This is a genomic window from Pseudomonas putida (assembly GCF_028682455.1).
In the GTDB taxonomy this organism is placed as follows: Bacteria; Pseudomonadota; Gammaproteobacteria; order Pseudomonadales; family Pseudomonadaceae; genus Aquipseudomonas; species Aquipseudomonas putida_AA.
Genome location: NZ_JANHLD010000004.1, coordinates 332,642 through 345,619, shown reverse-complemented (window position 1 = coordinate 345,619; position 12,978 = coordinate 332,642). Strand labels below are relative to the sequence as shown.

The following is a 12,978-nucleotide window of genomic DNA, read 5'->3' as shown; positions in this document are numbered from 1 at the left end:
CTGGTGCAAACAGAATAAGCCGCTGACCCTCAAGGAAAAATAGCGGCTGCTGACAATCACTGTTACACACTGGGCAACAGTGCCGTGTCGCTAACGTTAGCCCAGGCACCTGTTAATGACTGTGATTCTTTGTGAATAGTTCACCGGGCTTCTTCGTAGCCCATGCGCCAGCTGATCTGCCTGGCCGCTGCCAGCAGTTGCTGTGCCGCCGGGCCTTGCTCGTCGGCATGGAAGATCGACGTCGGGCCGACCACGGTCAGCACTGCGGCAATCTTGCCGACCGCATTGAACACCGGGGCCGAGAGCGCATCGACACCCGGCATCAACAAGCCGTGGACATGGTGCAGGCCGCGTTCACGGATGCTGGCGAACAGCGTCTCGTATTCGCTGGCGCCTTGGCCGAGGACCACCAGTTCCTGGTCACGCAGTTCGATGGTTTCGCGCTCCGGCAAGTAGGCGCCGAACACCAGCCCCGTCGATGAACTGAGCAGCGGCAGCACCGAGCCAATCTGGGTCACTACGGTCACGGCGCGTACCGCAGGTTCGATGTTGACCACGGTAGCGCCCTGATTACCCCATACGGCGATAAAGCAGCTTTCGTTCAAATCGTCGCGCAATTGCGACAGCGGCATCGCCGCGACCTTCAGCACATCCATTCCACCCAGGGCCGCAAGCCCCACGCGCAAGGCTTCGCGGCCCAGGCCATAGTGGTTGGTGGCCGGGTTCTGCTCGGCAAAGCCACTGGCGATCAGGGCTTGCAGGTAGCGATGGACCTTGCTGGCTGGCATGTCGACATGCTCGGCCAGGCGTGAAAGCGAGGTTGATGGCGACAACTGGGCCAGGGCCTTGAGGATGTCGGTGCCGACTTCGGCCGAGCGGACCTTCTGTTTGCCGGCGCTGTCGGCGGGGGAGCTGGCTTTGGCCATGGTGCGTTCGATCCGGGTTGTCCAGGTGGGCGTCTTTATAGCTTGACGGTCTTCGTCAATCAAATTACGTTATGCGTAATGTAATTACGATAAAAATAACGCAGAAGCGCTGCCCCGGTGAACGACTTGCAGCCAACTGCCATCAACCGGCCTGCATTGGGCCCGGAGGCTCGATGAACCTCGATAGCACCCCCGTCCTCGACTACCTGAGTGGATTTGGCAACGAATTCGCCAGCGAAGCCTTGCCCGGCGCCTTGCCGGTGGGGCAGAACTCGCCGCAAAAAGCGCCCTACGGCCTGTATGCCGAGCTGTTCTCAGGCACCGCCTTCACCATGACCCGCAGCGAAATGCGCCGCACCTGGATGTACCGCATCCGGCCTTCGGCCCTGCATCCGCGTTTCGAGCGCCTGGAGCGACAACTGGCCGGTGGCCCGCTGGGCCAGGTTACGCCCAACCGCTTGCGCTGGAGCCCGCAGGCGTTGCCGAGCGAGCCGACCGACTTCATCGATGGCTGGGTGGCCATGGCCGCGAACTCGGCGAGCGAGAAGCCGGCCGGCATCAGCATCTACAACTACAGCGCCAACCGCTCCATGGAGCGGGTGTTCTTCAACGCCGACGGCGAGCTGCTGCTGGTGCCGGAACTGGGTCGCCTGCGCATCGTCACCGAGTTGGGCGTGCTGGACGTCGAGCCGCTGGAAATCGCCGTGCTGCCGCGCGGCTTGAAGTTCCGCGTCGAATTGCTCGACAAGCAGGCCCGTGGCTACCTTGCCGAGAACCATGGCGCACCGCTGCGCATTCCGGACCTGGGGCCGATCGGCAGCAACGGCTTGGCAAACCCTCGGGATTTTCTCGCACCGGTCGCGCACTATGAGGACCACCAGGGCCCGGTGCAGCTGGTGCAGAAGTTCCTCGGCGAACTGTGGGGTTGCCAGCTCAATCATTCGCCGCTGGATGTGGTGGCCTGGCACGGTAACAACGTGCCCTACAAGTACGACCTGCGTCGCTTCAACACCATCGGCACGGTCAGCTTCGACCATCCGGACCCGTCGATTTTCACCGTGCTCACTTCGCCAACCAGCGTGCCCGGCATGGCCAACCTAGACTTCGTCATCTTCCCGCCACGCTGGATGGTGGCCGAGAACACCTTCCGTCCACCGTGGTTCCACCGCAACCTGATGAACGAGTTCATGGGCCTGATCCAGGGCGCCTACGATGCCAAGGCCGAAGGCTTCCTGCCTGGCGGCGCGTCCCTGCACAGCTGCATGAGCGCCCACGGCCCGGATGCAGAGACCTGCACCAAGGCCATCGCCGTGGACCTTGCACCGAACAAGATCGACAACACCATGGCCTTCATGTTCGAGACCAGCCAGGTGCTGCGTCCGAGCCGCCATGCGCTTGAGTGCCCGCAATTGCAGGCCGACTACGATAGTTGCTGGGCCACGTTGCCGAGCACCTTCACCCCGAATCGGAGATAACCCATGAATCAGTCCGCCATTGCCCGCAGTTGGGTCGAACACGCCAACGGGCATCGCGATTTTCCGCTGCAGAACCTGCCGCTGGGGATCTTCACCCATAACGACCAGGCCAAGCGCTGCGGCGTGGCCATTGGCGATGCCATTCTCGACCTTGAGGGCGCGCTGGCTGCCGGCCTGTTCGAGGGCCAGGCCCGTGCTGCGGTCGAAGCGACCCGGGGCGGTTCGCTGAACGCCTTCTTCGCCCTGGGCCGTGCTGCCCGCGTAGCGCTGCGCGAGCGCCTGCTGGAACTGCTGGGCGAGCACAGCGAGCACCAGGCGGCCCTCCAGCCACTGCTGCTGGCAAGCAGCGCCTGTCAATTGCACCTGCCCGCGCAGATCGGCGACTACACCGACTTCTATGTCGGCATCGAGCACGCCAAGAACGTCGGCAAGTTGTTCCGCCCCGACAACCCGCTGCTGCCCAACTACAAGTACGTGCCGATCGGCTACCACGGCCGCGCCTCGACCATTCGCCCATCAGGCACCGACGTGCGCCGCCCCAAGGGCCAGACCCTTCCGGCCGGGCAGAGCGAGCCGAGCTTCGGCCCGTGCGCGCGCCTGGACTACGAACTGGAGTTGGGTATCTGGATTGGCCAGGGCAACGAGATGGGCGAGTCGATCCCGGTAGCCGAGGCTGCCGAGCACATCGCCGGTTTCTGCCTGCTCAATGACTGGTCGGCCCGTGACATCCAGGCCTGGGAGTACCAGCCGCTGGGGCCGTTCCTGTCCAAGAGCTTCATCTCGAGCGTTTCCCCCTGGGTCGTCACCGCCGAGGCGCTGGAGCCATTCCGATGTGCCCAGCCTGCACGTCCCGAAGGCGATCCGCAGCCGCTGTCGTACCTGTTGGATACCCGTGACCAGGCGGGCGGCGCCTTCGACATCGAACTCGAAGTGCTGCTGCTGACCGAACGCATGCGTGAGCAAAACCTGCCAGCCCATCGCCTGACCTTGAGCAATACTCTAAGCATGTACTGGACCGTGGCGCAGATGGTTGCCCACCACAGTGTCAACGGTTGCCAGTTGCAGCCGGGCGACCTGTTCGGCTCGGGCACGCTGTCGGGGGCCCAGCCTGGCCAGTTCGGCAGCCTGCTGGAGATTACCCAGGGCGGCAAGGAGCCCGTGCAACTGGCGTCTGGCGAGGTGCGCAAGTTCCTTGAAGACGGTGACGAGATCATTCTGCGTGCCCGTTGCGTGCGCGACGGCGTGGCGTCGATAGGGTTCGGCGAATGCCGCGGCAAGATCCTTCCGGCACATTGAGAGGGCAGGGCCATGGATCTGTTCAACTATTACCGCTCGACCTCGTCCTACCGTGTGCGGATTGCCCTGGCGCTCAAGCAACTTGAGTACCAGTACGTGCCGGTCAACCTGCTCAAGGGCGAGCAAGCGCAGCCTGGCTTCCTGGCACTCAACCCTCAGGGGCGGGTGCCGGCACTGCGGATCGACTCCGGTGAACTGCTGGTGCAGTCGCCGGCGATCATCGAGTACCTGGAAGAGGTTTATCCTCAACCGGCGCTGTTGCCCGAGGATCACGTCGTGCGCGCCCGGGTACGAGGGGTGGCTGCGTTGATCGGTTGCGACGTGCATCCGCTGCACAATGTCAGCGTGCTCAAGCAACTGCGTGAGCTGGGCCACGATGAAGACCAGGTCAACCAATGGATTGCCCATTGGATCAGCCAGGGCCTGGCGGCGGTGGAACAATTGATCGGCGACGAGGGCTTCTGCTTTGGAGAAGAACCGGGACTCGCGGATGTGTACCTGATTCCGCAGCTGTATGCGGCCGAACGTTTCAATATCAGCCTTGCCGACTATTCGCGGATCCGCCGCGTGGCGGCACTGGCCGAACAGCACTCGGCGTTCATCCAGGCGCACCCGTCCCGGCAGCCTGACAACCCTTGAGCTAATGCAGCGAGGGCGTCAGCGGCGGCAGTTGGCCAAGGCGCTCGGTAAGGCGCAGGCGCTGGATCGGGTCATCGCTGAGCAGCAGGGCATACTCCAGGTCGAAGCGTTCGGCCTGGGGGCAGTCCAGGTGCTGGTAAAGCGTAGCCCGGGCCAGGTAGTCGCTGGCGGTCGCCGGCCCCAACTGCAGTACGCGCTCGGCATCCTTGAGGGCGGCCAGGTCGTCGTCATGGGTGGAGTGAAGTTGGCGCAGGTTGCGTGACAGGCGCTGCAGCATCTGCTGCGGGGTGGCCGTCAGCAGGTGCTCGGCGTTGAGCTGCAGTTGCGGGCCGAACTGTCGTCCCAGCAGTTCGCGGCAGTCGGCGGGGTAAAGCCTGCGGCCGCCGCAAGGGTCGAGCAGGTGATCGGCGCCGGGTACGCGCAGCAGGAAATGCCCGGGAAAATTCACCCCTTCCATCGGAATCGACAGGCCTCGGGCCAGTTCCAGGGTCAGCAGCGCCAACGCCAACGGTTGCCCGCGACGACGCTCCAGTACTTTATCGAGCAGGGCCGCTTGCGGGCGCAGTGGGTGATACTCGTCCTGCTGGAAGCCCATTGCATTGAGTTCGCGCAGCAAGGGCTGTGCGAGTTCGCACAGCGGCAGCATGGGCAGATGATTGCTGACCTCCAGTTGCAGGTCGCGGACCATGCGCATTTGCTGGGCGGGGTCGACCCCTTCATCGTGTTCGGCAGCAATCCACATCGCCGCTTCCAACAAGGCGACGGGGTCACGTTCGAGGCAGGCCATGCAGGCTTGGCGTGGGGTCATGACAATCTCCGCTCAAGCTTCTGTTGTAGCGCTGGCCAAGGCGTTCGTCCAGTGGTCCGGGCATTGTCAGCATTGCCCGAACGGCGACCTATACTGGGAACAGCACCTCACTGAGGAGCCCGCTGATGTTCGCTCTCATGCAAAGCACGCGTACGCAATCGCTGCACCTGTGCATTGACCCGCCAACAGGCCTGAAGGCCGTGGTTGCCATTCACAGCGAACACCTCGGGCCGGCAATGGGCGGGTGTCGCTACCTGGCTTATCCGGACGACGACAGCGCCATGATCGACGCCATTCGCCTGGCCCAGGGCATGAGCTACAAGGCGGCGCTGGCCGGCCTGCCGCTAGGCGGCGGGAAGGCGGTGATCATCCGCAACCCGCATGTGGAAAACCGCGCGGCGCTGTTCGAGGCTTTCGGTCGCTTTGTCGACACCCTGCAAGGACGCTTCATCACCGCCGTGGACAGCGGCACCTCCACCCTGGACATGGACTGCATCGCCCAGACCACCCAGCATGTCACCAGCACCACGTCGGCAGGCGATCCTTCGCCCCATGCGGCGATGGGGGTGTTCGCCGGCATTCGCGCCACCTCCATGGCCCGCCTGGGCAGCGACAACCTGGAAGGCTTGCGGGTGGCGGTGCAGGGGCTGGGTAATGTCGGCTATGCACTGGCCGAGCAACTGCATGCCGCCGGTGCCGAGTTATTGGTCAGCGACCATGACCCAGGACGGGTGCAACTGGCGATCGAACAGTTCAATGCGCGGCCAGTGGCCAACGAGATGCTCATCAGTACACCGTGCGACATCTTTGCCCCGTGCGGGGTAGGGCCGGTGCTCAATGGCCAGAGTGTGATGCAGTTGCGCTGTGCTGCTGTGGCGGGTGCGGCCAACAACCAGCTGACCACCTTGCAGGTGGCCGATCAACTGGAGAGTCGCGGGATACTCTATGCGCCCGACTACGTGATCAACGCCGGTGGCCTTATCTACGTGGCGCTCAAGCACCGTGGCGAAGAACTCAACACCATCACCGGCCATCTGGCACGCATACCCTCGCGCCTGACCGAGGTGTTCGCCCACGCCCAGGCAGAAAAACGCTCGCCGGCGCGGGTGGCGCAAATGCTGGCCGAACGCTTGATCTACGGCTGAAGGTTACTCGGCTGGAGTATCCGAAAGCAGCTCGGACAGGGCGTCGGGCTGGCTCTTGAACGCCTTGGCGAAGATGTCGCGGTTCTTTGCCATATATATGCCAGCATCCTCGACCTGCTGTTCGCTGAGCGACGGCACGGCTTTTTTCAGGACCTCGGCAAGCAGCTCGGCCAGCTCGAGCATTTTGTCGTGACGGTCTGCTTCAGCTTTATCCATGAACAAGCGCTCCAGATCGCGGCTGCTGCGGTATACCACTTCGACGGCCATTCATCACCTCACATGCCTTTTGAATTTCGATGTGCTTAACACTGTGTATTTGTACAGTGTTAATGATAGGGTAATCCTCAGGACTAAGATAGTGGCAATTCAGCAGTCTGCCCTGCGGTGCAAGCCGTGTCGGCTTTTCCAGCCCTGGGTCGGCACTTTTACTGCTCTCAATGGTCTTCTCCAGCGTGTAGAATTCCGGCCAGGCAGTCGAGCCATCTAGTCAATCAAGGATTCGCAATGAACGATCAAACATCGCGCCTGAACCGGGAACGGCGCTTTCTGGTACTGCTGGGAGTGATCTGCCTCGCGCTTATCGGTGGTGCCCTGTACATGCAGATCGTTCTCGGCGAGGCGCCATGCCCGCTGTGTATCCTGCAGCGCTATGCGTTGTTGCTGATTGCCTTGTTTGCCTTTATCGGTGCCGCGATGCCGGAGCGCCGCAGCCTGACGATCCTCGAGGGCCTGGTTGTGCTCAGCGCGATGGGGGGGATGGCCGCGGCGGGTAACCACGTCTATATCCTGGCCAACCCAGCTGTCAGCTGCGGCATCGATACCCTTCAGCCAATCGTCGATGGCTTGCCGTTGGCGTCAGTGTTGCCGCTGGTGTTCCAGGTCGATGGATTCTGCTCAACGCCGTACCCGCCCGTCCTGGGTCTTTCACTGGCGCAGTGGGCGTTGCTGGCGTTCACTTTGACTACCATTCTGGTGCCCTTGGGGATCTACCGGAACCGCCGCAAGGCTTAGACAAAAGTCATGTATTGACGCAAGTCTGCTGGGCAATGAATTTTTCACATTATGTCGCACCCCGGTTGATCTTGATCAATCACCAAGCCTTGTAGAACGGGCTTTCCAGGGGTATTGGAAGGGGTGCGACAAACTGTCGCGAAACTGATTTGTAACGCGCTATTGTTACGGATTCGGTAAAGGACTGTTGCTCAATTAGTCATAGTCATTGAATGTCTACCTATCTACAATCGCCCCCAATTTCCGTTCGGCACCGCTTGCGAGTCGCAGGAACAAAGGAGCCCCAGGCTTCTTTTTGCTGACTCTGATGAGCATCGCCTGCGGCGATGCCGGGCTGACCCCCCTCCGTGATTTCCCGCACCAAATGGAATTGGTCTGAACACAGGCCTGTTGCCTACGAAGTCAAAATAATAAGCACCGTAATACCCGGTCGATACCGAGCCGCCGCAGCTGGCATCACGGTATGACCGTATTCGATCCCATAAATGCTGACGCTTGGCAGGACGAAGTGTTGGCGACCAAAACACAAATTGCATTGAAGCAAGCTGCTCTAGAGGTCGTGAGATGAGTAAAAAGCGTTACCCCAGACTGTTTGGCATTCTGCCCTTTTTAGGCATGCTTTTACTCAGTGGGTGCAACTGGACCCTGCTCGACCCGAAGGGCCAGGTCGGCATTGAGCAAAAGAACCTTATCCTCATCGCTACCGGCTTGATGTTGCTGGTGGTGATTCCTGTCATTTTCATGACCATCGCGTTCGCCTGGAAGTATCGCGCTTCCAACAAGGCGGCCACCTACACCCCTGACTGGTCGCACTCGACCAAGATCGAAGTGGCGGTGTGGACCATCCCGGTACTGATCATCATTGCCCTGGGCTATGTGACCTACAAGACCACCCACGAGCTGGACCCGTATCGTCCGCTGGTTTCCGATGTGAAGCCGGTGCAGATCGACGTGGTCGCCCTGGACTGGAAATGGCTGTTCATCTACCCGGAACAAGGCATTGCCACGGTCAACAAGATCGTCTTCCCGGCCAACACCCCGGTCAACTTCCGCGTGACCTCCGACTCGGTGATGAACTCGTTCTTCATTCCGGGCCTGGGCGGCCAGATCTACGCGATGGCCGGCATGACCACCAAGCTGCACCTGATCGCCAACGAGAACGGCGAGTTCGACGGTATCTCGGCGAACTACAGCGGTGCAGGTTTCACCGGTATGAAGTTCAAGGCAATCGCCACCTCCCAGGCCGATTTCGAGGCATGGGTGAACGAAGTCAAGCAATCGCCTAAACAGCTGGATCCGGCTGAATACGCGGCATTGGCCAAACCTAGCGAAAACAATCCAGTCGCGCTGTACAGCGTGGCCCCGTCTGACACGTTCCAGGACATCGTAGATAAATACGAAGGCATGAACCGTGGCAAGCCGGTGGTTCACGAAGAGCAGACCAAAGCAGCGGCCGGTACCGAAGGGATGGACGTGAGTATGCATTCAGCTGCTGGGGCAGAGGAGTAAGAGATGTTCGGTAAACTAAGTCTGGATGCGATTCCGTATCACGAGCCGATAGTCATGGTGACGATTGCCATGATTGCGCTCGGCGGTCTCGCGCTCGTTGGTGCTATCACTTATTTCCGCAAGTGGACCTACTTGTGGACCGAGTGGCTGACTTCGGTCGACCACAAAAAGATCGGGGTGATGTACATCATCGTCGCGATGATCATGCTGCTGCGCGGCTTTGCCGACGCCATCATGATGCGCTCGCAGTTGGCCATGGCCACTGCCGGCTCCGAAGGCTACCTGCCGCCTGAACACTATGACCAGATCTTCACCGCCCACGGTGTGATCATGATCATCTTCATGGCGATGCCATTCTTCACCGGCCTGATGAACCTGGCGCTGCCCCTGCAGATCGGTGCCCGTGACGTTGCCTTCCCGTTCCTGAACTCCCTGAGCTTCTGGCTGCTGGTGTCCGGCGTTGCGTTGGTCAACATCTCCCTGGGCGTTGGTGAATTCGCCAAGACCGGCTGGGTGGCCTATCCGCCGCTGGCAGGTATCCAGTACAGCCCTGGAGTCGGTGTCGACTACTACATCTGGGCGCTACAGATATCCGGTCTGGGTACAACGTTGACAGGCGTCAACTTCCTCGCCACCGTGCTGAAAATGCGCGCCCCTGGCATGAAGCTGATGGACATGCCGATCTTCACCTGGACCTGCACCTGGGCCAACGTCCTGATCGTGGCTTCGTTCCCGATCCTGACCGCTACCCTGGCACTGCTGACGCTTGACCGTTACATGGATTTCCACATTTTCACCAACGAACTTGGTGGCAATCCGATGATGTACGTCAACCTGTTCTGGGCCTGGGGTCACCCTGAGGTTTACATCCTGATCCTGCCGGCCTTCGGTGTGTTCTCGGAAGTCACCTCGACCTTCACCGGCAAGCGCCTGTTCGGCCACAAGTCGATGATCTACGCTTCGGGCGCGATCGCGGTACTGGGCTTTGCGGTATGGCTGCACCACTTCTTCACCATGGGTTCGGGCGCAAGCGTCAACACCTTCTTCGGATTGGCAACCATGCTGATTTCGATCCCGACCGGTGTGAAGTTGTTCAACTGGCTGTTCACGATTTACCAGGGCCGTCTGCGCTTCACCGCGCCGGTACTTTGGACCCTGGGCTTCATGATTACCTTCTCGATCGGTGGTATGACCGGCGTTCTGCTGGCTGTTCCAGGTGCTGACTTTGTTCTGCACAACAGCCTGTTCGTAATCGCCCACTTCCACAACGTGATCATCGGTGGTGCGGTGTTCGGCTACATTGCCGGCTTCGCCTTCTGGTTCCCGAAAGCCTTCGGTTTCACCCTGAACGAGAAGTGGGGCAAAGCTGCCTTCTGGTTCTGGATCTCCGGTTTCTACGTGGCCTTCATGCCGCTGTACGCACTGGGCTTCATGGGTATGACCCGTCGTCTGAACCACTCCGATAACCCAGCGTGGGAAATGTACCTGTACGTTGCCATGGCGGGTGCTGTGCTGATCCTGTTCGGTATCGCTTGCCAGCTGATCCAGCTGTACGTCTCGATCCGTGACCGCAAGGACAACATGGACGTGACCGGTGACCCGTGGAACGGCCGTACCCTGGAATGGTCGACCTCGTCGCCACCACCGTTCTACAACTTCGCCACCATGCCTGAGAAAGTCGGCCTGGACGCCTGGCACGAAACCAAGGAAGCGGGTGTCGCCTACAAGGCTCCAGCCAAGTACGCACCGATCCACATGCCTAACAACACTGCCACCGGCGTGTACATGGGCGCACTGATCACCGTCTTCGGCTTTGCCTTCGTCTGGCACATCTGGTGGCTGGTCGCGGCCAGCCTGGTTGGCACCATCGCTGTCTTCGTCGCCCACGCTGCGCGTGACGACCAGGGCTACATGGTTCCTGCCGAGGAAGTAGCGCGCATCGAAGGTGAGCGCATGAAGTCCCTGGGCCTGGCTACCGGTACTCCGGCTGGCGCACGTGTCGAATCGTTTGAACGGGTTTAATCAATGTCCAGTCATGTAATCAACGCTGATACTCATGCTCATGGTCACGACCATGGGCACGATGACCACCACCACGACTCGGGCCAGATGACCGTCTACGGTTTCTGGCTGTACCTGATGACCGACTGCATCCTGTTTGCGTCGCTCTTCGCAGCTTACGCGGTGCTGTCCGGCAACTTTGCCGGCGGCCCGTCGGGTCACGACATCTTCGAGCTGAACTTCGTACTGGCCGAGACTGCGCTGCTGCTGTTCTCCAGTATCACCTTCGGCTTCGCCATGCTGCAGATGTACAAAGGCAACAAGGGCGGCGTACTGGGCTGGTTGGCAGTGACCTTCCTGCTCGGTGCAGGCTTCATCGCGATGGAAGTCTATGAGTTCCATCACCTGATCGCTGCAGGCTTCGGCCCACAGCGCAGCGGCTTCCTGTCGGGCTTCTTTGCCCTGGTCGGCACCCACGGTCTGCACGTGACCGCGGGTCTGATCTGGATGGCTGTGATGATGTACCAGATCAACAAGCACGGTATCACCGGTACCGCCAAGACCCGCATGAGCTGTCTGAGCCTGTTCTGGCACTTCCTGGACGTGGTCTGGATCTGCGTGTTCACCGTTGTGTATCTGCTGGGGGTTCTGTAAATGGCTAACGCACATAACAGCCACGCCGAGGGCAACCACGGTAGCGTGAAGTCCTACGCAATCGGCTTCATCCTGTCGGTGATCCTGACGGCCATTCCTTTCGGCCTGGTGATGTTCCCAAGCCTGCCTAAAGACATGACCGTGCTGATCGTGGTGGCATTCGCCGCGATCCAGATCGTGGTGCACCTGTACTACTTCCTGCACCTGGACCGCTCGAAAGAGCAGCGTGAGAACGTCAGCGCCTTCCTGTTCACGGCAATGGTCATTGCACTGTTGGTTGGCCTGTCGCTGTGGATCATGTTCAGCATCCACACCAGCATGATGGCGAAGTGAGGTAAGACGGCATGTCCATTAAGCACTTTATCCAAATCACCAAACCGGGGATCATTTTCGGTAACGTGCTTTCTGTGGCAGGCGGTTTTTTCCTTGCCGCGCAAGGGCATGTCGACTTCATGCTGTTCCTGGCCACGGTGATTGGCACTTCGCTGGTGGTGGCGTCCGGTTGCGTGTTCAACAACTGCATCGACCGTGACATCGACATCAAGATGGAGCGCACCAAGAACCGTGCAATGGTTCAGGGCCAGATCTCGCTGAAAGTCGCGCTGGCCTACGCCACCCTGCTCGGGGTGGCCGGGCTTGGCCTGCTGTATGTGCAGGCCAACGCCCTGGCTGCGCTGTTCGGCCTGATCGGCTTCGTCATCTACGTGGGTTTCTACAGCCTGTACCTGAAGCGTAAATCGGTGCACGGCACCCTGGTTGGCAGCCTGTCCGGTGCCATGCCTCCGGTGATCGGCTACTGCGCCGTGAGCAACACCTTCGACCTGGCTGCGCTGACCCTGCTGGTGATGTTCAGCCTCTGGCAGATGCCGCATTCCTATGCCATTGCGATCTTCCGCTTCAATGACTACCTGGCTGCCTCGATTCCGGTCCTGCCGGTCAAGCGTGGCATCCTGGTCGCCAAGAAGCACATCCTCTGGTACATCGTGGCCTTCCTGGCGGCAACCCTGATGCTGACCATCGGTGGTTACGCCGGCATGAGCTACATGGCCGTCGCCGCCGCCATGGGCATGTACTGGTTGTACATGGCCTGGACCGGCTACAAGGCCGTGGATGACCGGCTCTGGGCGCGCAAGCTGTTCGTGTTCTCGATCTTCACCATCACTGCCCTGAGCGTGATGATGTCGCTGGACACCAAGGTGCCGACCGAGCTGCTGCTGACCTACGCGCACTGATCTCATTGCGGGTAAACAAGAACGCCCCGTGCTGCAGAGCACGGGGCGTTTTTGTGTGCGCCAGGCATGGCGCGTTGCGCGTAAGCGCAACCCGCTTGGCTGTGGTGGCCAAGCGGGTGACTTGGAGGTGAAAGTCCTCTACACACCCGGCAAGGGGAAGTGTTAGCCGGAGGCAAGGGTGTCGCGGGTGACCGCGAATCTGAAGGAAGCCCGAGGCAAAATGCTGGCCTGACGAACAGGAAGCGGATAGAGGCGGCACAGCGGGGTGAGGTGGCACAAATC

The 12,978-nt window shown here is 60.6% G+C and carries 13 protein-coding genes; 10 read left to right on the top strand and 3 right to left on the bottom strand.

The genetic code is table 11. The features are described from left to right. Positions 1 to 140: 140 nt before the first annotated feature. Positions 141 to 926 (bottom strand): IclR family transcriptional regulator, encoded by a 786-nt coding sequence (locus tag NPS58_RS24700; protein WP_274117871.1) that lies wholly within the window; start codon positions 924 to 926, stop codon positions 141 to 143. A gap of 173 nt (positions 927 to 1,099) precedes the next feature. Here NPS58_RS24700 and hmgA point away from each other — a divergent pair, with 173 nt between their 5' ends. From hmgA to maiA, 3 genes are read left to right on the top strand one after another with little or no spacing between them, the layout of a single operon-like run. Next, positions 1,100 to 2,401, top strand: coding sequence for a homogentisate 1,2-dioxygenase (hmgA, locus tag NPS58_RS24695; protein ID WP_274117870.1), 1,302 nt, complete (start codon positions 1,100 to 1,102; stop codon positions 2,399 to 2,401). 3 nt (positions 2,402 to 2,404) lie between these two features. Continuing rightward, a complete protein-coding gene (gene fahA / locus NPS58_RS24690) occupies positions 2,405 to 3,697 on the top strand; it encodes a fumarylacetoacetase (RefSeq protein WP_274117869.1) in 1,293 nt (430 codons plus the stop codon). Between the two features lie 12 nt (positions 3,698 to 3,709). Continuing rightward, the gene (gene maiA / locus NPS58_RS24685; protein WP_274117868.1) at positions 3,710 to 4,336 is read left to right on the top strand and encodes a maleylacetoacetate isomerase; all 627 of its coding nucleotides are present in this window, start codon (positions 3,710 to 3,712) and stop codon (positions 4,334 to 4,336) included. Between the two features lies 1 nt (position 4,337). Here the strand turns inward: maiA and NPS58_RS24680 are convergent, their stop codons facing one another. After that, complete coding sequence (locus NPS58_RS24680) at positions 4,338 to 5,144, bottom strand: SirB1 family protein (RefSeq protein WP_274117867.1); 807 nt, start codon at positions 5,142 to 5,144, stop codon at positions 4,338 to 4,340. Positions 5,145 to 5,269: 125 nt separating this feature from the next. Between NPS58_RS24680 and NPS58_RS24675 the strand changes: the two genes are divergently transcribed. After that, complete coding sequence (locus tag NPS58_RS24675; RefSeq protein WP_274117866.1) at positions 5,270 to 6,289, top strand: Leu/Phe/Val dehydrogenase; 1,020 nt, start codon at positions 5,270 to 5,272, stop codon at positions 6,287 to 6,289. 3 nt (positions 6,290 to 6,292) lie between these two features. Here NPS58_RS24675 and NPS58_RS24670 read toward each other — a convergent pair whose 3' ends face one another. After that, entirely contained in the window at positions 6,293 to 6,556 is a 264-nt protein-coding gene (locus tag NPS58_RS24670) for a YebG family protein (protein ID WP_274117865.1), read from the bottom strand. A 237-nt stretch (positions 6,557 to 6,793) separates the two neighbouring features. Here NPS58_RS24670 and NPS58_RS24665 point away from each other — a divergent pair, with 237 nt between their 5' ends. From NPS58_RS24665 to cyoE, 6 genes are all read left to right on the top strand, one after another. Next, entirely contained in the window at positions 6,794 to 7,300 is a 507-nt protein-coding gene (locus tag NPS58_RS24665; RefSeq protein WP_274117864.1) for a disulfide bond formation protein B, read from the top strand. Positions 7,301 to 7,864: 564 nt separating this feature from the next. Beyond that, a complete protein-coding gene (gene cyoA, locus NPS58_RS24660; RefSeq protein WP_274117863.1) occupies positions 7,865 to 8,809 on the top strand; it encodes a ubiquinol oxidase subunit II in 945 nt (314 codons plus the stop codon). 3 nt (positions 8,810 to 8,812) lie between these two features. Beyond that, entirely contained in the window at positions 8,813 to 10,831 is a 2,019-nt protein-coding gene (cyoB, locus tag NPS58_RS24655) for a cytochrome o ubiquinol oxidase subunit I (protein WP_274117862.1), read from the top strand. Between the two features lie 3 nt (positions 10,832 to 10,834). Beyond that, positions 10,835 to 11,464 (top strand): cytochrome o ubiquinol oxidase subunit III, encoded by a 630-nt coding sequence (cyoC, locus tag NPS58_RS24650; RefSeq protein WP_274117861.1) that lies wholly within the window; start codon positions 10,835 to 10,837, stop codon positions 11,462 to 11,464. After that, the gene (cyoD, locus tag NPS58_RS24645) at positions 11,465 to 11,797 is read left to right on the top strand and encodes a cytochrome o ubiquinol oxidase subunit IV (RefSeq protein WP_105641615.1); all 333 of its coding nucleotides are present in this window, start codon (positions 11,465 to 11,467) and stop codon (positions 11,795 to 11,797) included. Between the two features lie 11 nt (positions 11,798 to 11,808). Further along, positions 11,809 to 12,696 carry a heme o synthase gene (cyoE, locus tag NPS58_RS24640; RefSeq protein ID WP_028942727.1) on the top strand — a complete coding sequence of 296 codons (888 nt, stop codon included), beginning with the start codon at positions 11,809 to 11,811 and terminating at the stop codon, positions 12,694 to 12,696. The last annotated feature ends 282 nt before the right edge of the window (positions 12,697 to 12,978 follow it).

Coding starts and splice junctions, on each gene's coding strand:
- NPS58_RS24700 (WP_274117871.1), bottom strand. CDS start 926: ATGGCCAAAGCCAGCTCCCCCGCCGACAGCGCCGGCAAACAGAAGGTC.
- hmgA (WP_274117870.1), top strand. CDS start 1,100: ATGAACCTCGATAGCACCCCCGTCCTCGACTACCTGAGTGGATTTGGC.
- fahA (WP_274117869.1), top strand. CDS start 2,405: ATGAATCAGTCCGCCATTGCCCGCAGTTGGGTCGAACACGCCAACGGG.
- maiA (WP_274117868.1), top strand. CDS start 3,710: ATGGATCTGTTCAACTATTACCGCTCGACCTCGTCCTACCGTGTGCGG.
- NPS58_RS24680 (WP_274117867.1), bottom strand. CDS start 5,144: ATGACCCCACGCCAAGCCTGCATGGCCTGCCTCGAACGTGACCCCGTC.
- NPS58_RS24675 (WP_274117866.1), top strand. CDS start 5,270: ATGTTCGCTCTCATGCAAAGCACGCGTACGCAATCGCTGCACCTGTGC.
- NPS58_RS24670 (WP_274117865.1), bottom strand. CDS start 6,556: ATGGCCGTCGAAGTGGTATACCGCAGCAGCCGCGATCTGGAGCGCTTG.
- NPS58_RS24665 (WP_274117864.1), top strand. CDS start 6,794: ATGAACGATCAAACATCGCGCCTGAACCGGGAACGGCGCTTTCTGGTA.
- cyoA (WP_274117863.1), top strand. CDS start 7,865: ATGAGTAAAAAGCGTTACCCCAGACTGTTTGGCATTCTGCCCTTTTTA.
- cyoB (WP_274117862.1), top strand. CDS start 8,813: ATGTTCGGTAAACTAAGTCTGGATGCGATTCCGTATCACGAGCCGATA.
- cyoC (WP_274117861.1), top strand. CDS start 10,835: ATGTCCAGTCATGTAATCAACGCTGATACTCATGCTCATGGTCACGAC.
- cyoD (WP_105641615.1), top strand. CDS start 11,465: ATGGCTAACGCACATAACAGCCACGCCGAGGGCAACCACGGTAGCGTG.
- cyoE (WP_028942727.1), top strand. CDS start 11,809: ATGTCCATTAAGCACTTTATCCAAATCACCAAACCGGGGATCATTTTC.